This window comes from Ruegeria sp. CH6 (genome assembly GCF_056537005.1).
Genome location: NZ_JBQFQS010000001.1, coordinates 491328 through 516106, shown reverse-complemented (window position 1 = coordinate 516106; position 24779 = coordinate 491328). Strand labels below are relative to the sequence as shown.

At 56.1% G+C, this 24779-nt stretch carries 18 protein-coding genes; 7 read left to right on the top strand and 11 right to left on the bottom strand.

Features of this window, described 5'->3' with window-relative positions; translation table 11 throughout:
• Positions 1 to 5: 5 nt before the first annotated feature.
• The 5 genes from ACR0CW_RS02620 to ACR0CW_RS02600 are packed head-to-tail and all read right to left on the bottom strand — an operon-like array spanning position 6 to position 6589.
• Positions 6 to 1169 carry a M20 aminoacylase family protein gene (locus tag ACR0CW_RS02620; RefSeq protein WP_155147465.1) on the bottom strand — a complete coding sequence of 388 codons (1164 nt, stop codon included), beginning with the start codon at positions 1167 to 1169 and terminating at the stop codon, positions 6 to 8.
• A 22-nt stretch (positions 1170 to 1191) separates the two neighbouring features.
• The gene (locus ACR0CW_RS02615) at positions 1192 to 2355 is read right to left on the bottom strand and encodes a M20 aminoacylase family protein (RefSeq protein WP_480786728.1); all 1164 of its coding nucleotides are present in this window, start codon (positions 2353 to 2355) and stop codon (positions 1192 to 1194) included.
• A 17-nt stretch (positions 2356 to 2372) separates the two neighbouring features.
• The gene (locus ACR0CW_RS02610) at positions 2373 to 3539 is read right to left on the bottom strand and encodes a M20 aminoacylase family protein (protein WP_480786727.1); all 1167 of its coding nucleotides are present in this window, start codon (positions 3537 to 3539) and stop codon (positions 2373 to 2375) included.
• 57 nt (positions 3540 to 3596) lie between these two features.
• Positions 3597 to 4763, bottom strand: a complete 1167-nt coding sequence (argE, locus tag ACR0CW_RS02605; protein WP_480786726.1) for an acetylornithine deacetylase — start codon at positions 4761 to 4763, stop codon at positions 3597 to 3599.
• A 5-nt stretch (positions 4764 to 4768) separates the two neighbouring features.
• On the bottom strand, positions 4769 to 6589 hold the full coding sequence (locus ACR0CW_RS02600) for an ABC transporter ATP-binding protein (protein ID WP_480786923.1): 1821 nt from the start codon (positions 6587 to 6589) through the stop codon (positions 4769 to 4771).
• A gap of 285 nt (positions 6590 to 6874) precedes the next feature.
• Here ACR0CW_RS02600 and ACR0CW_RS02595 point away from each other — a divergent pair, with 285 nt between their 5' ends.
• The 4 genes from ACR0CW_RS02595 (at position 6875) to ACR0CW_RS02580 (ending at position 14244) form a co-directional block, all read left to right on the top strand.
• Positions 6875 to 8581 carry a peptide ABC transporter substrate-binding protein gene (locus tag ACR0CW_RS02595; RefSeq protein ID WP_480786725.1) on the top strand — a complete coding sequence of 569 codons (1707 nt, stop codon included), beginning with the start codon at positions 6875 to 6877 and terminating at the stop codon, positions 8579 to 8581.
• 94 nt (positions 8582 to 8675) lie between these two features.
• Entirely contained in the window at positions 8676 to 9683 is a 1008-nt protein-coding gene (locus tag ACR0CW_RS02590) for an ABC transporter permease (RefSeq protein ID WP_155147457.1), read from the top strand.
• Complete coding sequence (locus ACR0CW_RS02585; RefSeq protein ID WP_155147455.1) at positions 9676 to 10656, top strand: ABC transporter permease; 981 nt, start codon at positions 9676 to 9678, stop codon at positions 10654 to 10656. Before ACR0CW_RS02590 ends, ACR0CW_RS02585 begins: the two co-directional genes overlap by 8 nt.
• 348 nt (positions 10657 to 11004) lie before the next feature.
• Positions 11005 to 14244 carry a M10 family metallopeptidase C-terminal domain-containing protein gene (locus ACR0CW_RS02580; RefSeq protein ID WP_480786724.1) on the top strand — a complete coding sequence of 1080 codons (3240 nt, stop codon included), beginning with the start codon at positions 11005 to 11007 and terminating at the stop codon, positions 14242 to 14244.
• Positions 14245 to 14444: 200 nt separating this feature from the next.
• Here ACR0CW_RS02580 and ACR0CW_RS02575 read toward each other — a convergent pair whose 3' ends face one another.
• From ACR0CW_RS02575 to ACR0CW_RS02555, 5 genes are all read right to left on the bottom strand, one after another.
• The gene (locus ACR0CW_RS02575) at positions 14445 to 15722 is read right to left on the bottom strand and encodes a DUF3422 family protein (protein WP_480786723.1); all 1278 of its coding nucleotides are present in this window, start codon (positions 15720 to 15722) and stop codon (positions 14445 to 14447) included.
• Between the two features lie 107 nt (positions 15723 to 15829).
• On the bottom strand, positions 15830 to 16186 hold the full coding sequence (locus ACR0CW_RS02570; RefSeq protein ID WP_480786722.1) for a VOC family protein: 357 nt from the start codon (positions 16184 to 16186) through the stop codon (positions 15830 to 15832).
• An 84-nt stretch (positions 16187 to 16270) separates the two neighbouring features.
• Positions 16271 to 17725: an NAD(P)(+) transhydrogenase (Re/Si-specific) subunit beta gene (locus tag ACR0CW_RS02565; protein WP_480786721.1), complete on the bottom strand. Its 1455-nt coding sequence runs from the start codon at positions 17723 to 17725 to the stop codon at positions 16271 to 16273.
• Between the two features lie 13 nt (positions 17726 to 17738).
• Positions 17739 to 19310, bottom strand: a complete 1572-nt coding sequence (locus ACR0CW_RS02560; RefSeq protein ID WP_480786720.1) for a Re/Si-specific NAD(P)(+) transhydrogenase subunit alpha — start codon at positions 19308 to 19310, stop codon at positions 17739 to 17741.
• A 131-nt stretch (positions 19311 to 19441) separates the two neighbouring features.
• Positions 19442 to 19891 carry a methyltransferase family protein gene (locus ACR0CW_RS02555; RefSeq protein ID WP_480786719.1) on the bottom strand — a complete coding sequence of 150 codons (450 nt, stop codon included), beginning with the start codon at positions 19889 to 19891 and terminating at the stop codon, positions 19442 to 19444.
• Positions 19892 to 20188: 297 nt separating this feature from the next.
• Here ACR0CW_RS02555 and kynU point away from each other — a divergent pair, with 297 nt between their 5' ends.
• The gene (kynU, locus tag ACR0CW_RS02550) at positions 20189 to 21382 is read left to right on the top strand and encodes a kynureninase (RefSeq protein ID WP_170331808.1); all 1194 of its coding nucleotides are present in this window, start codon (positions 20189 to 20191) and stop codon (positions 21380 to 21382) included.
• Here kynU and ACR0CW_RS02545 read toward each other — a convergent pair.
• On the bottom strand, positions 21375 to 21953 hold the full coding sequence (locus tag ACR0CW_RS02545; RefSeq protein ID WP_480786718.1) for a TetR/AcrR family transcriptional regulator: 579 nt from the start codon (positions 21951 to 21953) through the stop codon (positions 21375 to 21377). The genes kynU and ACR0CW_RS02545 overlap by 8 nt on opposite strands.
• A gap of 99 nt (positions 21954 to 22052) precedes the next feature.
• On the opposite strand from ACR0CW_RS02545, the gene ACR0CW_RS02540 reads away from it, so the two are divergent.
• Both ACR0CW_RS02540 and ACR0CW_RS02535 read left to right on the top strand, forming a co-directional pair.
• The gene (locus ACR0CW_RS02540) at positions 22053 to 22517 is read left to right on the top strand and encodes a (2Fe-2S)-binding protein (RefSeq protein ID WP_480786717.1); all 465 of its coding nucleotides are present in this window, start codon (positions 22053 to 22055) and stop codon (positions 22515 to 22517) included.
• A gap of 3 nt (positions 22518 to 22520) precedes the next feature.
• Positions 22521 to 24761, top strand: coding sequence for a xanthine dehydrogenase family protein molybdopterin-binding subunit (locus ACR0CW_RS02535; protein WP_480786716.1), 2241 nt, complete (start codon positions 22521 to 22523; stop codon positions 24759 to 24761).
• Positions 24762 to 24779: the final 18 nt, after the last annotated feature.

Genomic DNA, 24779 nt, shown 5'->3' with positions numbered 1-24779 from the left:
GACGGTTATGCAGCGGGCATCCGCTGCTCGACGATTTCAGCCCACCAACTGCACCCGGCGGGGATCGCCTCGTCATTAAAGTTGTATTCCGGGTGGTGCACCATGGCCGTGTCGCCATTGCCCACCAAAATATAGGCACCCGGACGCTCCTCGAGCATGAATGCGAAATCCTCGCCCCCCATAACCAGAGGTGCCTCTTCACATTCACCTGCGACCGAGCGGGCAACATCCGCTGCGAAGTCGGTCTGGTCCTCGCTGTTCACCATGACCGGATAACCGCGGATATAAGTGACATCAGCTGTACCGCCAAAGGTCGCTGCGATACCGTTGCAGATTTCGTTGATCCGCTGTTCGGCAAGATCGCGCATATCTTTGCTCATCGTACGCACAGTGCCTTTGATCTGCACTTTTTGCGGGATCACGTTGAACGCCTTAGACGAGGTTTCAAAAGAAGTTACTGAGACGACGACCTGATCGATTGGATCAGCATTACGCGATGCAATGGTCTGCAGCGCCAAAACAGCCTTGGCTGCGATAATTGTCGTATCCACCGTCTCGTGAGGTTTGGCTGCGTGACCACCGCGCCCTTCGAACGTGATATCGAACTGGTCAGTGGCGGCAAAGAACGCCCCCGGGCGGATCGAGAAGCTGCCAACCGGTTTACCCGGCCAGTTGTGCATTCCATAGACTTCCTGAATGTTCCAGCGGTCCATCATGCCGTCTTCGCACATCTCGCGACCACCGCCGCCACCTTCTTCGGCGGGCTGGAAGATCACAACCACAGTCCCGTCGAAATTACGGGTTTCGGCCAGATACTTTGCTGCCCCCAGCAGCATCGCAGTATGTCCGTCATGGCCACAGGCGTGCATTGCGCCTGGCGTCTTCGATGCATATTCAACACCGGTCGCCTCGTGGATCGGCAGGGCGTCCATATCCGCACGCAGACCAATCACCTTGCCCTTGCTATCGGATTTACCCTTGATGACGCCCACAACCCCTGTGCGGCCAATTCCGGAAACAACCTCATCACAGCCGAATTCCTTCAGCTTTTCCTCAACCAATGCGCTGGTACGATGGGTTTCGAACAGGATTTCAGGGTTTTCGTGAATGTCGCGTCGCCATGCAGTGATTTCGTCCTGTAATTCGGCAAAGCGGTTCTTAACTGGCATCTCTTCTCTCTCCTAATTCAGTTCAAGCCGCCGGCATGCGGCGCTCGACCATTTCTGCAAACCACGAGCATCCGATCGGGATGATTTCGTCGTTAAAATTGTATTCCGGATGGTGCAGCCCGGCGCTGTCTCCGTTACCCAAAACAATGAAGGCACCTGGGCGTTCCTCGAGCATGAAAGAAAAATCCTCGCCCCCCATGACCATCGGCGCCTCGGCACAGCTGCCGCCCACAGAAATCGCTGCCTCTTCGGCATAGCCTGTCTGCTCCTCGGCGTTGATCGTGACTGGAACGCCGCGGGTATAAGTCACAGTCGCGGTCCCACCCATGGTGGCGGCAACACCTTCTGTGATCTCTGTCAGGCGCTTTTCGATCAGGTCGCGCATCTCATTGGAATGGGTGCGCACAGTACCCCGCACACGGGCAGATTGCGGAATCACGTTAAAGGCTTTCGAGGAGGTCTCTACAGACGTGACCGACAATACACCTTGCTGGATCGGGTCAGAGTTGCGCGACACAACTGTCTGCAAAGCAACAACAAGTTGAGACAGCATCACAGTGGTATCCACGGTATCGTGTGGTTTGGCAGCGTGACCACCATGACCTTCGAGATGAATGTCGAACTCATCCGCCGCTGCAAGCAATGGGCCTGACCGAATGGCAAATTGGCCTGTCGGTACACCCGGCACGTTGTGCATGGCATAAACTTCCTGAATGCCGAACTGGTCCATCAGGCCATCCTTGCACATCGCTTCGGCCCCGTTCCCGCCTTCTTCGGCGGGTTGGAAAATCACGATCGCCGTTCCGTCGAAGTTTCGCGTTTCTGCCAGATATTTTGCAGTACCCAGAACCATAGCTGTGTGACCATCATGACCACAGGCATGCATGGCATTCGGCGTCTGCGAGGCATAGTCCAGACCGGTCTGCTCCTGCATCGGCAGCGCGTCCATATCAGCACGCAACCCGATAACGCGGCCCTGAGTGTCTGCCTTACCCTTGATCACGCCGACCACGCCGGTGCGACCAATACCGGTGACTACCTCGTCACATCCAAACGCGCGGAGCTTATCGGCCACCAAAGCGCTGGTGCGGTGTGTGTCATATAGAATTTCGGGGTGTTGGTGAATGTCACGCCGCCATCCGGTGATTTCATCGTGCATTTCAGCGAGACGGTTCTTGATCGGCATGTCATTCTCCCCTGTGATTATGCCAGTGGCATTCGTCGTTCCACCAGTTCAGCAAACCAGCTGCACCCGGCGGGAATCGCGTCGTCATCAAAGTTGTATTCCGGGTGATGGCACATCGCCGTATCCCCGTTCCCAATGAAGATGTAGGCTCCTGGCCGTTCTTCAAGCATGTAGGCGAAATCTTCAGAGGGCATGATCGGATCAGTGTTGTCGTTGACTTTGCCCGCCACAGCCTCTGCCGCCTCGGCTGCAAACGCAGTCTCAGCATCTGAATTGACGGTAGCCGGATATCCCGGTGTCCAAGTCACCTTAGCTTCGGCACCAAAGGCCGAGGCCGTATCCTCTCCAATCCTGCGCACGCGCTCTTCTGCAATTTTGCGGTATTCGGGATCCAGCGTTCTGACAGTCCCCTGCAACCGGACCGTATGCGCAATCACATTTGATGCGACGCTGTCAGTGTCAAACGTGCCGACCGTCAGAACAACACGTTTGATCGGGTCAACCGTACGCGACACAACCGACTGCAATGCCACCACGATGTGAGAGGCGACAAGCGTTGTATCCACGGCGTCATGGGGGGCAGCGGCGTGCCCACCCTTCCCGGTCACAATGATCTCGAATTCATCCGAAGACGCAAGCAGAGCACCAGGCCGGATAGCGAACTCACCAACCGGAAGACCCGGCATGTTGTGCATGCCGTAAACTTCCTGAATTCCCCAACGCTCCATAAGCCCGTCCTGACACATTGCCAGACCACCGGCTCCACCCTCTTCTGCGGGTTGGAAAATCAGAACGACCGTGCCGTCAAATTTCCGGGTCTCAGCCAGATATTGCGCGGCCCCCAACAGCATCGAGGTATGGCCGTCATGACCACACGCATGCATCTTACCTGAAACGGTTGAGGCATAGTCCAATCCGGTGGCTTCTTCGATCGGCAGCGCATCCATATCCGCCCGCAGCCCGACCACACGTCCCTTGGTATCAGTCTTGCCCCGGATAACAGCCACAACCCCGGTCTTTCCGATCCCCGGGGTGATCTCATCGACTCCAAATTCTTTCAACCGATCGACCACGAATGCTGCTGTCTCTTGAACGTCATACATCAGCTCGGGATGGGCGTGCAGATGACGGCGCCACTTGGTGATCTCGCCATGCATATCGGCAAGCCTGTTCTTCACGGGCATTGTTCGTCCTCCCTTAAGCTATTGCCTGAATCGAATGCTCAGGCGCTACGTCCCGGTTCAGCCGGTAAGCTTCTCCAGCAGACGTTCCATGAATTTTTGACCTTCGTTAAATTGTGCAATCGTAATGAACTCGTTGGGCTGATGGGCCTGTGCAATGTCGCCCGGACCACAGATGACGGCAGAATACCCGGCCTCCTGAAACTGTCCGGCCTCTGTACCATAGCTCACGACATGGGTCGCGTTGTCACCGGTCAAAGACCGTACAAGCGCCTCAGCCTCGCCATCCTGTTCCGGGACCAAGGCAGGTACCGCAAAGTTCTGAGAAATCTCGATGCGGGCTTCGGGGTGTACTTTCTGCATACGCTCCTCGGCTCTGCGAACCTCTTGCAGATAAGCACTTTCCCATTGCGAGGCCGCCTCTCCCGGCACCATGCGGAAATCCATCATGAACCGGCAGTCCTTGGCGGTGATGTTATGTGCCGTACCGCCTTGAATCATGCCCACGTGGCAGGTGGTCCATGGCGGCTCAAAGATTGCCGCGATGTCACTGGGTTCAGTGGCCATGTTCTTAGCATTCTGATCATTGGCCCAGTCAATCAGAGGCGCGGCCTCCATGATCGCATTGACGCCGGTATGCATAATCGAGCTGTGAACCTCGAACCCAACGATATGGGTATCGAAACCGATACCTCCTTTATGGCCGGTTACCGCCTGCATCATCGAAGGTTCGCCAACGACAACGGCTGAACCTTTGGGCAATACGTCCTGCATCGCCACGATCATCGGCGGTGCGCCGGTACATCCGATCTCTTCATCGAAGCTGAGCGCCAGCTGTAGCGGGCGTTTGACATCAGCGTATTGCGCCTCGACCAAAGCCCAAATGGCCAATGCATCGAAACCCTTCATATCGCAGGTACCGCGACCAAAGTACTTTCCGTCTTTCTCGGTAACGACGAAAGGATCGGTGTCCCAGGGTTGACCATCGACCGGCACAACATCGGTATGCCCCGAAAGAACAACAGCGCCCTCTTCCCACGGGCCGACATGGGCAAATATGGCGGCCTTATGTGGTTGATCCGGGTCAGGCCAGCGATGTGATTTGATCCCGTGGCTGTCCAGATACCCTTCGACCCACTCGACCAACGGCAGGTTGGTGTCGCGGCTCACCGTCGGGAACGAGATCAGCTTGGTCATGATCTCAAGCGGCGTCAGGCGGTTTGACATGGGTTTCAGTACCCGCTGTCTGTTGTCAGAATGAAATGACCCGGTTCCACTTCGTGATAGACCGATGGCTCGGGCTCATATCCAATCGGATGAATTGGCGACGGGATCGGCTTGAAATTCAGATCCTTTTCAGACTTTCGCTTATTGGGGTCTGCGATCGGAACTGCCTTCATCAAGGCCTGAGTGTACGGGTGTTGAGGATTCTCAAAGACGCGCGCACGCGGTCCCAATTCAACGATCCGGCCCAGATACATGACACCTACATGGTGACTGACACGTTCGACCACGGCCATATCGTGTGAAATGAACAGGTAGCTCAGGCCGAGTTCAGACTGAAGCTCCATCATCAGGTTAAGAACCTGCGCCTGAACGGATACGTCCAGCGCCGAAACCGCCTCATCCGCGATGATCAGCTTGGGATTCAGTGCAAGTGCACGCGCAATCGCGATTCTCTGCCGCTGACCACCGGACATCTCATGCGGAAAGCGTCGCATAAAGCTGCGCGGCAGGTGCACTTTGTCGAACAATTGCGCAACACGATCCTGAAGTTCCGTGCCCGAGGCGACGCCATAATTGCGCATCGGTTCTGCCACCTGATCCACCAGTTGCATCTGCGGGTTCAGCGAGGCGAACGGATCCTGAAAGATCATCTGCATATCCAGACGGGCCTTACGCAGTCCGCCCTGATCCAGCTTCATGATATCGACGCCATCCAGATCGACCTCGCCAGACATCGGCTCCACGAGGCGTAGAATAGAACGGCCTGCTGATGACTTGCCGCAGCCGGATTCGCCGACCAAACTCAGCGTTTGTCCCTTGTTCAAAGTGAACGAGACGTCTTCGACCGCGTGCACATTGGAAATCGTACGGCGCAGCAAACCGCCTTTGACCGGAAAGCGCGTCGTCAGATTTTTGACCGTCAGCAGAACCTCTTCGGTGCCGGGGATTGGCGCAATATTCTGGCCTTCGACTCCCAACAGCTTCATTGGTTCAGGCGCGGCCTTGCCTTGCATTTCACCAAGCTTCGGAACCGCAGCCAGCAGCGCTTTGGTATAGTCATGCTGAGGGTTCTCAAAGATCTCTTTGACCGACCCCTCCTCGACCTTGTTGCCGCGGAACATGACGACGACCCGGTCAGCCATCTGGGCCACAACCGCCATATCATGGGTGATGAACATCACGGCCGTGCCGGTTTCCCGCTTGAGACGATCCATGAGGGCCAGAATCTCGGCCTGAATGGTCACGTCGAGCGCTGTCGTCGGCTCATCCGCGATCAAAAGGCGCGGCTCGCAAGCCATGGCCATGGCGATCACAACGCGCTGTCGCATGCCGCCCGACAATTCGTGCGGATATTGCTTCAGGCGGCGTTCGGGTTCGGGGATTCGGACCTGACGCAACAATTCCAGGGCTCGCGTTTCGGCCTCGGATTTGGACATGTTCTTGTGGATGCGCAGCCCTTCGGTCAGCTGGCGTCCGACGGTAAACACCGGGTTCAGGGCGGTCATCGGCTCCTGAAAGATCATTCCGATCTCGTTGCCGCGAATCTGTTTCATCAGATCCTGATCGGCTTTGGACAGGTCCATCTCTTCGCCATCACGCCGGTCGAACAGCAATTGGCCACCCGCGATTTCACCACCGCCAAACTCGACCAACCGCATCAGCGAAAGCGAGGACACCGATTTTCCGGATCCTGATTCGCCAACAATACAAACGGTTTCACCCGGATTTACTTCGAACGAGACGTCTTCGACCCCGACGACGGGTCCATCTTTGGTTTGAAATTCAACCCGCAGTTTTCTGATCTGGGCAATTGGCTGGTCCAGCACGCGCACGCTCCCCTTGGCGGCTTATATTTTTTGATTGCCAAACGCTAAGGCCGCAAAGCGGGAAAAGTCAAACGCATTACCGAATTTCGCAGCGGCAAGGCTTGCAATTTTCAGAAACTCTGTTTCGATACGCCGCGTAACCGTTTTTGGGAGAGGGCGGAAAACACGAAACGTGAATTGCATTTATGTTTCATTTCAGCGCCTTGCACCCAGGTACGGCAACGCCAAATCCGCAGGCCTTGCGGAGATAATCGAGACACGCAAGTGTCCAACATGGAGTGTATGATGAAAATCAAGACCCTTTTGCTTGGTGCGATCGCCAGCACGGCTATGGCCCCGATGGCCTTTGCCGAGCGTGGATCGGACGGCAATGTCAGCATCATCTATTGGCAAGCACCCTCAATCCTGAACCCGTTCCTGTCGGGCGGTACCAAGGATGTGGAATCGGCCTCGCTGGTGATCGAGCCTCTGGCTCGCTACGACCAAGACGGCAACATGGTTCCCTTCCTAGCGTCCGAGATTCCTACGGTTGAAAATGGCGGTGTCAGCGAAGACCTGACCTCGATCACCTGGAAAATCGCACCCGGCATCAAGTGGTCGGATGGAACACCGTTCACCGCTGCGGACGTTGTATTCACTGCTGATTACTGCATGGACCCCGAAGGTGGCTGTGCGCAGGTAACCAAATTCGAAGGCGTTACCTCGGTAGAAGCTGTTGATGATATGACCGTTAAAGTCACATTCGACGCACCTACCCCGTTCCCCTACGGACCGTTTGTTGGCGGCGAGAGCCCCATCATCCAGAAAGCTCAGTTTGAAAACTGCATGGGTGCAAAGGCCCCGGAATGCACCGAGCAGAACTTTAATCCGATCGGCACTGGCCCGTTTGTCGTCACCGAGTTCAAGCCGAACGACGTGATCACCTTCAAGGCCAACGACAACTATCGCGACCCCGCAAAACCTGCCTTTGCGACCGTGACCTTCAAAGGTGGTGGCGACGCAACCGCGGCTGGCCGTGCTGTCATGGAAACCGGCGAGTTTGACTACGCATGGAACCTACAGCTGGCGCCCGAAGTGATTGCGCAAATGCAGGAAGGCGGCAAAGGTACCCCGGTCGCAGGCTTTGGCCCGCTGGTCGAGCGTATCATGATGAACCAGACCAATCCGTCGCCCGAACTGCCGGAAGGCGAGCGTTCGACAGCCAAGCATCCGCATCCGTTCCTGACGGACCCGGCTGTATACAAAGCGATGTCGCTGGCGATCGACCGTCCGCTGCTGGTTGAAATCGGCTACGGTCAGGCCGGTAAGGTCACCTGTAACTGGGTTCCGGCTCCTGCTGCGTTCAACTCGACCTCGATGACCTGTGACCAGCAGGATATCGAAGGTGCGAAGAAACTGCTGGATGACGCAGGCATCGTAGATACAGACGGTGACGGCGTTCGTGAAAAAGACGGTGTTCCGCTGAAAATCGTCTACCAGACCTCGACCAACGCTGTTCGTCAGGACTTCCAGGCGCTGATCAAAGAGTGGTGGAGCCAGATCGGTATCGAATCCGAGCTGCGCAACATCAACGCATCGGTCTTCTTCGGTGGTGACCCGGGCTCGCCGGACACTTTCCAGAAGTTCTATGCTGACGTTGAAATGTATGCCAATACCTTCAACGGCACCGACCCTCAGTCCTATCTGGGCAACGGCCTGTGCGACAAAGCTCCGCGTCCTGACTCCCAGTGGCAGGGTGAGAACATCAGCCGCTTCTGCAACGAGGAATTCGACAAGCTGCATGGTCAGCTGGCCGAGACCGCAGGTCTGGAGCAGCGCGCTGAGATCGCGAAAAAGCTGAACGACATCATGGTTGAAAACGGCGGTATGATCCCGCTGGTACACCGTGGCCGTCTGTCGGCGCATTCGAACACGCTGGGTGGCGTTGTCCTGAACGTCTGGGACAGCGAACTGTGGAACATCGCTGACTGGTACCGCAAGACCGGTTCCTAAGCGTTAGCCTTGCAAAGCCGCGTCCCGATCTTTATCGGGGCGCGGTCTTTCGCATATTCCACCAACAAGAAGACGCATATAAAGGCGCCTTTTAATGCTCAACTTCACTATCAGACGACTGATACTGGCCGTTCCAACGCTTCTGTTCATCAGCCTCGTCATTTTCCTGCTCCTCGAGTTCGCACCCGGCGATCCAATGGCGCAGGTTCCGCTCACTGTTCCTCCCGAAGTCAAAGAAAAGATGCGCGAGGCACTTGGCCTCGGTCAGCCGATGCATATCCGGTTCTGGAAATGGATCGTGCAGTTTTTCTGGATTGAACCGCAGGTGCTGATCGACTCGATCTTTGGCACAACCTTCTCCGAAGGTGATCTGCGCGTGATTTCGTGGCAAACCCGTTCACCCGTCATGGACATCGTCGTTCAGCGTATCCCGCAGACCCTGTGGGTTGTTGGCACTGCCTATGTGGTCGCCATCCTGATCGCCCTGCCCATCGGCATCTATTCGGCCTATCGCCAGTATTCCTGGTTCGACCAGATGGGTACGTTCGTCTCGATGGTCGGCTTCTCGGTCCCACCCTTCTTCTCGGGTGTTCTGGTGATCGTGATCTTCTCGGTTCAACTTGGCTGGTTCCCGTCGATCTATGACACCACCCATGTTGTTGACAGCTGGGACAGCTTTGTCGTTCAGCTGAAGCAAATGATCATGCCTGTCATGGTTCTGGCACTGCAAATCACGGCACAGCTCAGCCGCTTCATGCGCGCCTCGATGCTGGACAACCTCAATCAGGACTATGTTCGCACAGCACGCGCCAAGGGACTGAGCGAATATACCGTCGTCATGGTGCATGTCCTGCGCAACTCGATGATCCCGGTTGTCACGGTCATTGCTCTGGGTATTCCCGCCATCTTCGGCGGTGCAATCATCACCGAGCAGGTGTTCAAGGTAAACGGTATCGGTCAACTGCTGATTGGCGCCATTCAGGCCAACGACCTGCCGATGGTCCAAACCCTGACCTTCATATTTGCTGTGCTGATCGTGCTGTTCAACCTGATCGCCGATGTACTTTACGGCATTCTGGACCCGAGGATTCGCTATGACTGATCATGATCGTACCGACACTCTGGTCCCCGACGAAGGTCTTGCACCTGCATCAACGGCCTTGCCGACCACAGATGTGATGGAAGAGCTGGCTACCCCGCCGCGCAGCCAATGGCGTGACGTTTGGGATCAGTTCAAAACACACAAGGGTGCAATGCTGGGGGCGATGTTGTTCATCTTCATCGTCGCGGCGGTCTATCTCGGCCCCTATATCTGGACGATTGATCCCACCCAGATTGACATCCGGGCGCGGAATCAAGGGCCCAGCCTTGCGCATCCCTTTGGCACAGATCAACTGGGCCGCGATATCATGGCGCGTATGATGGCAGGTGGTCAGACATCGGTTTCCGTGGGCATCACTGCGATGCTGCTGGCACTGCTGCTGGGGTCATTGATCGGGGTGGTCGCCGGGTTCTTCAAACGCCTTGACGGGCCGCTGATGCGCTTGACCGACCTCTTCCTTGCCCTGCCCTTGCTGCCGCTGCTGCTGGTCATGATGTTGCTGTTCCGTGAGCCTCTGTCTGCAGCATTCGGGCTTGAGCGTGGTATCTTCATCCTGATCGTAACAGCGATTGGCGTGACATCCTGGATGCCGACTGCGCGGATCGTTCGTGGTGATGTTTTGGCGATCAAAGAGCGTGAGTTCGTACTGGCCGCACGGTCCATTGGCACGAGCAACACGCAGATCATCACGCGTCACATTCTGCCCAACGTTCTGTCACCCATCATGGTGTCGGCAACACTGGGTATCGCAACGGCGATCATTACGGAAAGTGCCCTGTCGTTCCTCGGTCTCGGGTTCCCGCCCGATTTCCCGACATGGGGACGACTGCTGTTCGATGGAGTCGACTATCTGCAGCAATACCCCGAGCGTGTTTTCTGGCCCGGTCTGGCGATCTCGCTGACCGTGCTCAGCGTCAACTATCTGGGCGATGGCCTGCGCGACGCGCTTGATCCGCGTATTCGCGGGCGCTGACAAAAACTGACCGGTGCGCACCTGCGCACCGGTCTATTCACTGCTCAACATACCAGTTGATGATTCCTGCAAATTCTAGTGACGACTTCGTTTAACGGCTTGCCATTCTCAGCCGCCCATATGTCCGGACTTGTTGTGGATTTGACTGCAATCCCACGATCAAAATACCAAACAACCGAGACCAAAATGCCGCGGTCTGACATCGTGTGCAGTGGCAGTTTCCAAAGCCGCTAGACTTACCATAACAAAAAATTAATTTTGCGCGCAGCAGGCTTTCATCGCCACGAAAATGACAACTTGCGCGTGAATTGTACGCGCAATCAAAATCGCCGAATTTGAGGCAAACACATGGCTACAACGACATATATTCCAAGACCTTCTTCATCCTCGCCAGTCAGCGCGATTCAGGGTACTCGTGCATACGGGGACGGCAACCCGGCAACTGTCACCACCATCACCTATAATTTCGGAAAACTGTCCGACACGCAGAACTGGACCTCCGAATATAAGGCTGAATTCCGTGCCGCCCTTGCGGCAATCGAAGCCGTAGCTAACATTCGATTTGTCGAATCCTCATCATCTTCAGCCGATCTGGTCGAGTATATTGCACCTGCTTCGTCCTTTTCGTCTCCCAATGTCCTGGGTTTTCATTTTGGACCGTCAAGTAGACCTTCGACCGGAGCCTACAACACGAACTACTGGAATGCCGGTCCCGGCGGCAACGGCGATCCAGGCGGGTATTTCTTTACGACACTCATTCACGAGCTAGGTCACGCGCTGGGATTGGGGCATCCACATGACACCGGATTTGGCACGACCGTGATGACTGGTGTTACCTCGCCCTTCAACTCATTTGGCGTTGGCTCGCTCAACCAGGGCGTCTACACCGTCATGTCGTACAATGATGGTTGGACTTCAGCGAGTGGAATTCTGCCTAGCAATTCGACATTTGGCGGATCCACCGGCTTCGGGGCTCTGGACATTGCCGCACTGCAAGCAATGTACGGCGCGAATACCACCACTAACTCCGGCAACAACGTTTATACCCTTCCGTCCGCAAACGTTGCGGGCACAGGGTATCAGGCGATCTGGGATACAGGTGGCAACGATACCATCCAGCATCTGGGCAATTCGGACGCACGGATCGACCTGCGACCCGCAACTTTGGACTACACCGCTACCGGTGGCGGTGTCGTATCATCCGCAGCCGGGGTAAGGGGCGGATTTACGATCGCCCACGGCGTCACCATTGAAAACGCATCAGGCGGGTCCGGCAATGATACGATCTATGGCAACCATGCCCAGAACGTTTTGCGTGGCAACAACGGGAACGACACGATTTACTCGCTTTCCAACGGAAGCAACAACAACACAATCTATGGCGGGCACGGGAACGACACGGTCTATCTCGCGCACGGTACCGGCTCCGATCAGGTATTTGGCGATCAGGGCAACGATATAGCGATCGTGACGAGTAATGACGGCTCGTTTTACGGGGGATCTGGTACGGATACCATCAGGTTTACAACCGCGATCAGCAATTATCTGTTCCTGAGAAACGGAACCAGCTACGAGTTTTTGAACGTCATCACACGTATCACCTTCACCATCGCAAATGATGTTGAGCTGATCCAGTTCCTGAACGGCGTGCAACAGTTAACCTGGTCGAACATCGCATCTGCCATGCAACTGTCTGACGTCGATACAACGGGTACGACGCTGCAGCATGCGGACCACGGTATCTACGTACTGGACTCAGCCGGCTCGAACGTTGCGTTGACCTTGCGCGGTGAGGTGATCGGGGCAGGCTCGATTGCAGGATGGCAAGCCATTCAGGCCGAAGCTTCAGGCGGTGGCTACCGCGTTCTGTGGATAAACGCAGACGGCAGCTTTGGGGAGTGGACGGTCAACAGCGCGGGGCAACACATCTCTGACCGGATTATATCCAACTTTGTGGATGTCGAGACATTCTACAACGCCGACCTGAACGGTGACGGAACAATCGGGCACAAGACCACAAGCATCGAAAGCGATGGCTCCGTGGCGCTCTCCTCGTCGACGCGCAGCGGCTATCTGGTCAATGGCAACATCGAACTGACCCGAGACGGTGCCAATGCCGGACCGAGAAGCATTCCGGGCTGGGAGGCTATCCACGCCGAAGCGATCACAGGTGGCTTCAAGGTTCTCTGGAAAAACGTGGACGGTTCCTACGGCGAATGGATCACTGACGCCAGCGGCGCCTATATCAGCAGCACCGGAATTGGAAATGTCATTGATGTCGAGGCTTTTTATGGTGTCGATCTGAATGGGGACGGTCAGACCGGGCACTTCTCGACCAATATCGAAACCGCCGGGTCGGTTACGCTCGCTTCTTCGACCCGTGGGGTCTACCTCGTCAATGGCAGCATCGAGTTGTCGCGCGACGGTGTCAAAACCGGGCCGGACAGTATCCCGGGTTGGGAGGCCGTTCAAGCTGAAGCGTTCAATGGCGGCTTCAAGGTGCTCTGGAAAAATACAGACGGTTCCTATGGTGAGTGGATCACTGATGCCAGTGGTGCCTATATCAGCAGTGCTAGCCTCGACAACTTTGTGGATGTCGAAACGTTCTACAACGTCGACCTGAACGGTGACGGCACAATCGGGCACAAGACAACCAGCATCGAAACCGCCGGGTCGGTAACGCTCGCATCTTCGACCCGTGGGGTTTACCTCGTCAATGGCAGCATCGAGTTGTCGCGCGACGGTGTCAAAACCGGGCCGGACAGTATCCCGGGCTGGGAGGCCATCCAAGCCGAAGCGTTCAATGGCGGCTTCAAGGTACTCTGGAAAAACGCAGACGGCTCCTACGGTGAGTGGATCACCAATTCGGCCGGTGAATACCTGAGCAGCGCCAGCCTCGACAACTTTGTGGATGTCGAAACATTCTACAATGTCGACCTGAACGGGGACGGCACAATCGGGCACAAGACAACCAGCATCGAAACCGCCGGTTCCGTATCGCTCGCGTCATCAACCCGCGGCGTTTATCTGGTCAATGGCAGTGTCGAGTTGACGCGTGACGGTGTCAAAGCTGGCCCAGATAGCTTCCCCGGCTGGGAGGCCATCCACGCCGAGGCATTCAATGGCGGCTTTAAGGTACTCTGGAAAAACGCCAACGGAGACTACGGTGAGTGGATCACCGACGCTAGTGGTGCCTACATCAGCAGTACGACGATCCCTGATGTCATCGATGTGGAAGCCTTCTATAGCTACGATATCAATGGAAGTGGTACTGTAGGATACGAGCTTCCGAAACTTGCACAGCAATCATCTCCTGCTCAGAAACTCGCACCAGAAGGCGAGATTTCGGGCGAGGCCGGATGGGCGGGTACAGTCGATGTTCTCGAATTTGTGCCGAATGTGACTGCGGAAATCGTTGATGAATTCCTATCCGTCGTGTTCGGTGCAGGCGAAACCAAGATCGCAGGCATTTCTGTTCCGACAAAACTGGTCGATGTGTCGTCGAACAGCGATTTGGCGAACGAGACAGATGCGGTAACAGATCTGATGATTGCGAACCTGCTGGAAGAGGATAGCTTCCTGCTCTGACACCCGCTTCAGATATGAAGTCATCGATGGGCGTGGTTGCGAGTTAATTCGCGACCGCGCCCATTTCACAAATTGAAACCCGATTTGTCGGTGAGTTCTGTTTTTAGGTCCTGCCGATGGCGCTCAATCGGGCCCAAGTTCTATAGTCAGACCAAGGTTATCTGCATTCCTGCAGATGCCTCTGCCAGCAGTCTCTGAGCTTATTCCAACCGGCGGCGTATGCGCCGAATTGCGAACCAGACTGCAAGTACCACCGGCACTGTCACGACTGCCGTCAACATCCCCTTGCTGATTCCAGTTTTGGTGATCGGGTAAAGCAGATAGCTGGCCAGAGAGACTGCATAGTAACTGATAGCTACTACCGACAATCCCTCCACCGTGTGCTGCAGTCTAAGGGCCAGATCGGCGCGGCGATCCATGCTTTCAAGTAATGCCTGGTTCTGCGCACTGCGCTGAACATCTACACGTGTCCGCAGCAATTCACCCGCTCGGATCGCTCGGTCAGACAGGGCTTGCAGACGCCGCTCCGTGGATTTCACGGTGCGAATAGCAGGGTCATATCTGCGCATCATAAAGTCAGCAAAGGTTTGACGACCATAAAAGCGCTGCTCTCGCAGAACCTCGATCCTCTGGTTTACAATCGCTTCATAGGCTCCGGTAGCTCCAAAACGAAACGAGCAACGAGCTGAGAGTGTCTCAAGCTCGGTCGACGTCGACAGGAGTTGGGGCAGCAATTCGTCCGGATGGGTGGCATCGTCCGTCATCTCGACCATCAGATCTGTAAGACGCTTGTCCAATTCACCGATGCGCCCCATGAGGCTTTTAACCCGGGCAAAGCCCAGCATGGACATGGCCTTGTAAGTTTCGATCTCACACAGCCGCTGAATAATACGACCAGTTCTGCGTCGCCCGGTTCCGTCCAAGACAAACAGCGCGAAACGCATGTGCCCTGCCGGATCAATCCGAAAATCACTGGCACAGACTGCTGAGTTGTCCAATACGTTCGCCACGGCCAGACTCTCTGGCTCAAACCACTCCGACAATGCCGCCACCACTTCCTCGTCATCCCGGCGCTTGACCACTCGCAACATGGCCGAGGTAATCCTCTGCCCCGGGCTGCTCATCAACCAATCCTGAGGGAACACTTCGAAATCAGCCGGGTTGAACGGGCGATCACTGACATTCTGCGTGATCGCCGTATAGGTGACGAACTCGGTATGTTGCTCCCACTTTAGCCAGTGACGTCCGATCTGCCCTGCATAGTGTGTGGCCCCTGGCTGAGGGTGCTGTGCGCCATGACGATCTAGCAGATCTATCAGGTGCGCCATATCTTCGTTCCGATCCCGGGCAACTGCCTGGACCGGTTTCTTGACGGCAAGAAAGACGACAGTGCATGGCGCCTTGGCCACCGGAAAGGGGCGTGCGTGCAGTTCATTGGCCAGCGCATAGCGCAGTGGATGGTCGTCGATGGGTGTCATTTTGTGTTCCCTGAGTTCCCGGGAACTATACGCAGCGCCACAAATACATCAATTATCTTTTTATTTCATACACTTACATGGATACCACAGTATACAAGCCTGCTATCTTATTGATTTGGTTGCCACAGCTCGATCGGGTTGCCTTCCGGATCGTGTATTCGAGCGAACTTGCCAACCTCACTATCCCACTCGGCACGGGTCTCTACGGCTATGTCAGCAGATTCTAATTGAGCAATCATGGCCTCCAGATCATCGACACGGAAGTTGATCATCCACTGCTGCTCGGGCCGGCCGAAATAGTCGGTGTCCTGTGCGAAAGGAGCAAAGACTGTGTAGCCTTCGCGCTGTTTCCACGGCACCGGGACATAGTGATTTACGCCTAGGTGCTTTTCGTACCACGCGCTTAACGCTTCCGGGTCACGGGCGCGGAAGAACAGCCCGCCTATACCGTTCACTTTCTCCATTCGGCACCTCCTGTAAGGACAGGGTACACCAAAAACAGAAAAGGCGCCCATGTGGGCGCCTTTCCGAGAGTTATCCGAACCGGATCAGTCGATCATCGGCAGCAGCTTGTCCAGCGACTCCTTGGCGTCGCCGTAGAACATCCGGGTGTTCTCTTTGAAGAACAGCGGGTTTTCGATGCCCGAATAGCCGGTGCCCTGACCGCGTTTGGACACAAAGACCTGCTTGGCCTTCCAGCATTCCAGAACCGGCATGCCGGCGATGGGGCTGTTGGGATCTTCCTGCGCCGCAGGGTTCACGATGTCGTTCGACCCGATGACGATGGCCACATCAGTGTCCAGGAAATCGTCGTTGATCTCGTCCATTTCCAGAACGATGTCATACGGCACCTTCGCTTCGGCCAGCAGAACGTTCATGTGACCCGGCAGACGACCGGCAACCGGGTGGATCGCAAAGCGCACCTCTTTGCCCTTGGCGCGCAGCTTACGGACCAACTCGGAGACAGACTGCTGCGCTTGCGCAACCGCCATGCCATAGCCCGGAATGATGATCACGCTATCGGCATCATTCAGAGCAGCAGCAACACCATCTGCGTCGATCGCCACCTGCTCGCCCTCAACAGCCATTTGCTCGCCCTGGGGACCACCAAAGCCGCCCAGGATCACGCTGACAAAGTGACGGTTCATCGCCTTGCACATGATGTAGGACAGGATCGCACCGGACGAGCCCACCAGCGCACCGACCACAATCAGCAAGTCGTTACCCAGCGAGAAACCAATCGCCGCAGCGGCCCAGCCCGAGTAGCTGTTCAGCATCGACACAACCACCGGCATGTCGGCACCGCCGATGCCCATGATCAGGTGATAGCCGATGAACAGCGCAGCCAGCGTCATCAGGATCAGCGGCAACAAACCACCCGAAGCAGTATACCAGATCAGGCAGATCAACGAGAGACCCGCCGCCGCCGCGTTCAGCGCGTGACCGCCGGGCAGCTTGGTCGCTGCCGAGGTCACCTTGCCCGCGAGCTTGCCATAGGCCACGACCGAACCGGTAAAGGTGATCGCACCGATGAAGATGCCCAGGAACAGTTCGACATGCAGGATCGCTAGTTCGGCCGAGGTTTTCTTGGCGATCAGCTTGGCAAATGCGCCCAGATCAGACAGATCCGCCTGAGACGCGCTGTCGGCGATTGCCATGACCTGAGCCACGTTGCCGATTTCAAAATGCGCGTTGAAGCCGACGAACACAGCCGCCAGACCAACCAGCGAGTGCATGGCGGCAACAAGCTGCGGCATCTCGGTCATCTGCACGCGTTGCGCGACGTACTGACCGATGAAGCCGCCACCGGCGATCAGCAGCAGCGACAGCAACCACAGGCCCGAACCAGGCCCGACCAGCGTGGCAAAGACCGCCAGCGCCATACCGACGATGCCATACCAGACCGCGCGCTTAGCGCTTTCCTGGTTCGACAGACCGCCGAGCGAGAGGATAAAAAGGACAGCCGCAACGACGTAGGCGGCAGTAGTGAAGCCAAATTCCATGTGCCCGGCCTCCTTAAGATTTCTGGAACATGGCGAGCATGCGCCGGGTTACGAGGAAGCCACCGAAGATGTTGATCCCTGCCATAAAGACAGACAACGCCGCCAGCAGGATGACCAGGAAAGACCCCGATCCGATTTGCATCAAGGCCCCGACAATGATGATCGACGAGATCGCGTTGGTGATCGCCATCAGCGGTGTGTGCAGGCTGTGTGCAACGTTCCAGATCACCTGGAAGCCCACAAAGATGGCCAGCACAAAGACGATGAAGTGCTGCATAAAGCTGGCCGGAGCGATCAGCCCCACCAGCAGCATCAGCGCGCCGCCAACACCCAGCAGGGTGAACTGCTGCTTGGTCTGCGCCTTGAAGGCTGCAATCTCCTGCGCCTTCTTCTCTTCCGGCGTTAGTTCTTTGACCTCAGGCTTTTTCTGCGCCGCGATCGCCTGCACTTTGGGCGGAGGTGGCGGGAACGTGATTTCGCCCTCATGGGTCACGGTCGAACCGCGGATCACGTCATCTTCCATGTCGTGATTGATCTGACCGTCTTTTTCAGGGGTCAGGTCGGTCATCATGTGACGAATGTTCGTCGCGTAAAGAGACGAAGATTGCGCGGCCATCCGGCTGGGGAAGTCAGTGTAACCGATGATGGTAACACCATTGTCGGTCACGACCTTTTCGTCCGGCACTGTGCCTTCGACGTTGCCGCCACGCTCTGCTGCCAGGTCAACGATGACCGAACCCGGTTTCATCGCCTCGACCATATCCTCCAGCCACAGCTTGGGCGCCGGACGGTTGGGGATCAGGGCGGTGGTGATGACAATGTCCATCTCAGGCGCAAGCTCACGGAACTTGGCCAGCTGCGCGTTACGGAATTCTTCCGACTGAACCGAGGCATAACCACCGCTGGCTGCGCCGTCCTGCTGTTCTTCTTCGAAATCCAGATAGACAAATTCAGCGCCCATGGATTCGACCTGCTCGGCCACTTCGGGGCGTACGTCGAACGCGTAGGTGATCGCACCTAGCGACGTGGACGTCCCGATGGCCGCCAGACCAGCGACACCCGCACCGACAATCAGAACCTTTGCAGGCGGAACCTTACCCGCTGCCGTCACCTGGCCGGTGAAAAAGCGACCAAAGTTGTTGCCCGCCTCGATCACCGCGCGATAGCCCGCGATATTGGCCATCGACGAAAGCGCGTCCATCTTCTGCGCACGCGAAATACGCGGCACCATTTCCATGGCGATGACGTTCGCGCCTTTGGACTTGGCCAGCTCCATACCTTCTTCGTTACCCGCTGGGTTGAAGAAAGAGATCAGGGTTTTGCCCTTGGTCAGACGTTTGAGTTCTGTCTCGGTGGGCACCCGAACCTTGGCAATGATATCCGCTGTCTTCCACAGCGATGCCGCTGTTTTGATGATCTCAACGCCAACGGCCTCATAAGACGCGTCCGAAAAGCCGGCAGCCTCACCCGCTCCTTTTTCAATGACGCATTCATAGCCGAGTTTCTGCAGCTGCACAGCCGAATCCGGTGTCATTGCGACCCGGTTCTCACCATCCAGTATTTCTTTTGGTGTGCCTATTTTCACCGGCAGGTCCCCCTAATTGTCACTCTGATTGAGCGGGTGGTCGGTATTGTTTGTTAAGCAAAAGATACATCTTGCGCAACATTATTTCGCAGTCGCAGCAATTTTTACGTTGTGTCACGTTCTGATGTACCTCAAACCCAACGGCGTGTTTTCTGTTCGTATCGAGCAAAATCCGCTCGAAATGTCCGGCGCAACCGATCCTCTTCGGGCAGGATGAACCTGCGTTCGATGATCCAGACAAAGATTGGGATCAACACCAGTGAAGCGATTGCATCAAAACGCAAAATCAACCCGGCAAGGATCAAAACGTCGCCAACATAAATTGGATTTCGGCTACGTTTGTAGATACCAGACTGGACGAGTGCGGAAGGCGTTTCATGAGGTATGATCGTTGTGCGGTATCGACGAAACTCGACCGCTGCCAAGACAACGACCAATATGCCTCCACCAATCAATATTCCGCTGAGAAGACCCGTGAATCCACCTTTCAGGGATAAGCCCAAAGGCAGGTATTTGGCCTGTAGCCATGAAAGCAGCACAAAGCCCAGAAGCCAAACGGGCGGGATATCGATCCGGCGCATGAGCATTCCCTGTGAATGACGACATGCACCGACACATGTCGCTTCTGACAGACGTCCTACCGCTTTTGCGCTTATTTGGCAAAACATCAGGTTGTCGCATCGGTTTTTTTCTTTACCTGAAAGCGATAACAACCAAGGCAGAGGCTTTCATACTGTCAAAACGCGCCTGAAATTCGCGATTAGCATTGCTTTCAACCATGCGATCTGCCCATCAGTTCTGCGATAATGGACAGCTAAGGCCCAATCGGATACGTCAAACACAACAATAAATTACGCCTACAACTTCAGGGAGCTTCCATGACAGATTTTGCCGCCACCAAGGCCATGTTCGAACTGCCCGAAGGGGTGCTGTATCTGGACGGTAACTCTTTGGGACCACTTCCAAAAGCCGCCGGGGAGCGCGTTCAGAACATGTTGAGCGCAGAATGGGGGCAGATGCTGATCACCGGCTGGAACAAGGCCGGATGGATGGGGCTGCCAACAGGCCTCGGTGACCGCATCGGCCGACTTATCGGAGCGGAGGCTGGCGCTGTTGTGGTGGGCGACACTTTGTCGATAAAAGTCTACCAGGCGGTCGCCTCAGCGCTGGAACTCAACCCACAGCGCAAGGTTGTGCTGTCAGACAACGGGAACTTTCCTTCAGATCTGTACATGGTTGATGGATTGTTGCGCTCGTTGGGGGCTGACTACGAACTGCGCGTTGTTGATCCCGAACAGGTTGCTGAAAACATCACCGAAGACATCGCCGTTCTGATGTTGACCGAGGTGGACTATCGGACCGGACGCATGCACGACATGAAGGCGCTCACCGAACTGGCACATGCCAATGGCGTCGTTACGGTTTGGGATTTGGCGCATTCCGCTGGTGCGATCCCGGTTGATCTGTCAGGTTGCAACGCCGATTTCGCCGTTGGCTGTACCTACAAATATCTGAACGGCGGTCCCGGCGCGCCTGCGTTTATCTATGTGGCTCCGCGACTGGCTCAATCTGTGCGCCCCGCCCTGTCCGGTTGGCTGGGCCATGAGGCACCGTTTGCATTCGATCTGGATTACCGTCCCGGGAGCGGTATCGAAAGAATGCGCGTCGGTACCCCACCGGTTATTCAGATGACCGCACTGGCCGCAGCGATGGACATCTGGGACATGGCAGACATGGCCGATGTTCGCGCAAAATCCATCGAGCTGACCGAACTGTTCATCAAACGGGTCGAGGCAACCTGCCCGGAGCTGGAACTGGCCAGCCCCCGCAACCCAGAACAACGCGGCAGTCAGGTATCGTTTAAGTTCACCGATGGATACGCCGCCATGCAAGCCCTGATCGCACGTGGTGTGATCGGAGACTTCCGGGCACCAGACATTATGCGATTTGGCTTCACACCGCTTTACGTTGATGAAAACGATGTTGAGCAAGCGGCTGAAATCGTTGCCGACATCATGCGCAACAGATTGTGGGATGTTCCAGAATACAAGGTCCGTCAGCGGGTTACCTGACTTCCAAACCAGCACCTATTAGCGCTGCCAGTTGAGCAGTGCGCTTTTCAAACTCGTCGGCGCTCGAAGCGGTCATCTTGATCCCTTTGAGCGTCGCCGTGATGGTTTTGGCCGTCTCATATGCTTCTTCAAGCAATCGTACCCGCCCGTCTGCGTGTTCCCGGTTTAGCCAGTTTGCGAACAGATCCGTAAGTTCCAATTCGCCCTGTTCGACAATATCGATGGACATGGATTTGGTCGTATCGAGCATCTCAAGACCATGCGGTGACGCCAGAATAGCAGCCATGCCATCAATCTGCGCGTTGATCGCCTTCTCAAAAATCTGCGACACGGTACCTTCACCTTCCAGTGCGTCTGCAACAGAAGCGGTCTTTTCGACGTAGTGCAGCTCGGTAAGCTTACGAACAATCGCCTCTTTGTTCTTGTAGTGCAGATAGACGGCTGGCCGCGACATTCCCGCCCCGCGCGCTATGTCATCCATCGAGGTTTTGCGAAATCCATAAGCTGAAAAGGCCTGAAAGGCCGACGTGAGAATGGCCTTTTGCCGCGTATCGTCGATCAAATCCGTCATATCCGAACCTCTGACATTTTTTGTATATTTTGTCAATTGACACACTGACATTTTTCACCAATTATGTCAGAAACCAGCCACAGCCAAGAGAGGTGCGCCATGGCGACGACCCTGAAGATCAACGGAACATCACATCAGGTCGACCTGCCCGATGATGTGCCCCTTCTCTGGGTGCTGCGGGATGAAGTTGGCTTGACCGGAACGAAATTTGGCTGCGGAGTGGCCGCATGCGGGGCCTGCACCGTCCACATCGATGGCGAGGCGGTACGTTCATGCCAGGTAGCACTGTCTGATGTCTGGGGTGACGTTACCACAATCGAAGGCATCGGCTCTCCGGATTCGATGGCGGCAATTCAGCAGGCCTGGGTTGACCATCAGGTGGCGCAATGTGGCTACTGCCAGTCGGGCCAAATCATGCAGGCGGTCGCCTTGCTTGCCGAGAACCCAAGCCCCTCAGACACTGACATAGATGACGCAATGCAGGGAAACCTCTGCCGCTGTGGCACCTATCCTCGTATTCGCGCAGCGATCCACGACGCCGCTGCAAAACTGAAGGAGGCCTAAGCAATGGCACGCATTGGAAAAATCCTTCGCCGTACATTCCTGATTGGTTCTGCCGCAATCGCCGGAGGCGTGGCCTTTGGCGTCTACTACGTCAATCGCCCTGCACCGAACCCGTTGAAACCAGGCGAAGGTGAGGCCGCACTGAATCCCTTCGTTTTGATTGATCAGAACGGCGTCACCCTATTCGCCCCTCGCGCCGAAATGGGTCAGGGTGTCAAAACCACTTGGGCCGCATTGATTGCTGAGGAGCTGGATGTGGATCTTGACCAGATCACCGTTCTGCACGGCCCCGCAGCAGCCGCCTACTACAACTCGGCCCTGATGGGTGAGAGCCTGCCAAACAAGGGCTACGATATCTCGGACTTCCAGCACAATCTGGGTGAGGCACTGGGTGTTGTCGGCCGGGCGCTTAGTTTGCAGGTCACCGGCGGCTCTACGTCGATGAAGGATGGCTATGAACGCATGCGCGAGGCAGGCGCTTCGGCCCGCGAAACGCTGAAACTGGCGGCGGCAGAACGTCTGGGTGCTGATCCCACGCAGTTGAAAACCGCCTCAGGTCACGTGATTGCACCGAACGGAGACAAAATCGCCTATACCGAACTGGCGGCGGATGCGGCCACACTGGAACCGGTTGAGGCAGCACTGCGCGACCCGTCTGAATGGCGCTATCTGGGCCAATCCCAACCGCGTCTAGACATGACCGAAAAAGCGACCGGTACCGCCGAGTTTGGTGTTGATGTTCGCCTTCCAGATATGAAGTTCGCCAGCGTTCGGATGAATCCAAAACTGGGTGGCACCATGAACGGCTTTGACGACAGCGCGGCAAAAACCATGCCGGGCGTCGAAAAGATCGTCGATCTTGGTAACGGAGTGGCCGTCATCGCCAACAACACATGGCTTGCCAATCAGGCTGTCGAAGCGATTGACGTGGACTGGGGCGATGCGCCCTACCCGCCCGAAACCGACGCAATCTTTGCCAGCATTGCCAAGGCATTCGACGACTCTCCGAACTCCACCATGCGCGATGACGGAGACGTTGATACCTTGCCCGAAGGCGCAACGGAGATCACCGCCGAGTATCAACTGCCTTATCTGGCTCACGCCACGATGGAGCCAATGAATGCCACTGCGCTGTTCACCGGGACAAAGCTGGACCTGTGGTGCGGAAATCAGGCCCCTACACTGATCCGGATGCGGGTGGCAAATGTCGCCAATCTGGACACCGAAGCGGTTGAGATACACACCACCTATCTTGGCGGTGGTTTCGGTCGGCGCGGTGAACTGGATTTCGGCGAGATCGCAACCAAGGTTGCCATGACGATGCCCGGAACGCCGGTGCAAACCACATGGAGCCGCGAAGAAGACATGCGCCACGACTATTACCGCCCCGGAGCGCTGGCTCGGATGCGTGGTGCGGTTAAGGACGGAAAGGCTGTTCTGATTGATGGCAAGGTTGCGGCACAATCCTGTACGCAGCAAGCGGTCGGACGCTACACCGGCTTGCCAGCGGGTGGCCCAGACAAGGTGCTAGTCGAAGGGTTCTTCAATCAGCCCTATGCGGTTCCGAACTACCGCATGAGCGGGCATATCGCAGCGCTTGATATCCCGGTTGGTTTCTGGCGTTCGGTCGGCAACAGCCATAATGGCTTCTTCCACGAGACCTTCATGGATGAGATGGCGCATGCCGCGGGTCGTGATCCACTGGAGTTCCGGCTGGAGCTTATGAAAAACGAGCACGCCCCTTCAGCCGGATGTCTGGAAGCTGTGCGCGAAATGTCAGGCTGGACCGGTAAGACACCCGATGGCGTTGGCCGCGGAGTGGCATTCACCTACAGCTTTGGTACGCCTGTCGCGCAAGTGATCGAGGTCGTAGATGAGGATGGCACCATCCGCATCAACAAAGCCTGGATCGCCTGCGACATGGGTCTTGCGCTGGATCCAGAAAACGTGAAGGCACAGATGTTCGGCGGCATGATGTATGGTCTATCGGCGGCTTGTTTCGGTGAAATCACATTCTCGGAGGGCGAAGTCGAACAGTTCAACTTCCCTGATTATGAGGCCATCCGAATGCACACAGCACCACAGGTCGAAGTACGCGTGCTTGAAACCAATCGCCATATGGGTGGCGCCGGTGAACCGGGCACACCACCATCGATGCCGGCCTTGGGCAACGCTCTGTTTGATCTGACAGGTGAGCGCGCGCGCAGCCTGCCGCTCATCAATCAATTCGACATCTTGATCTAATCTGAACAGATTGCATCG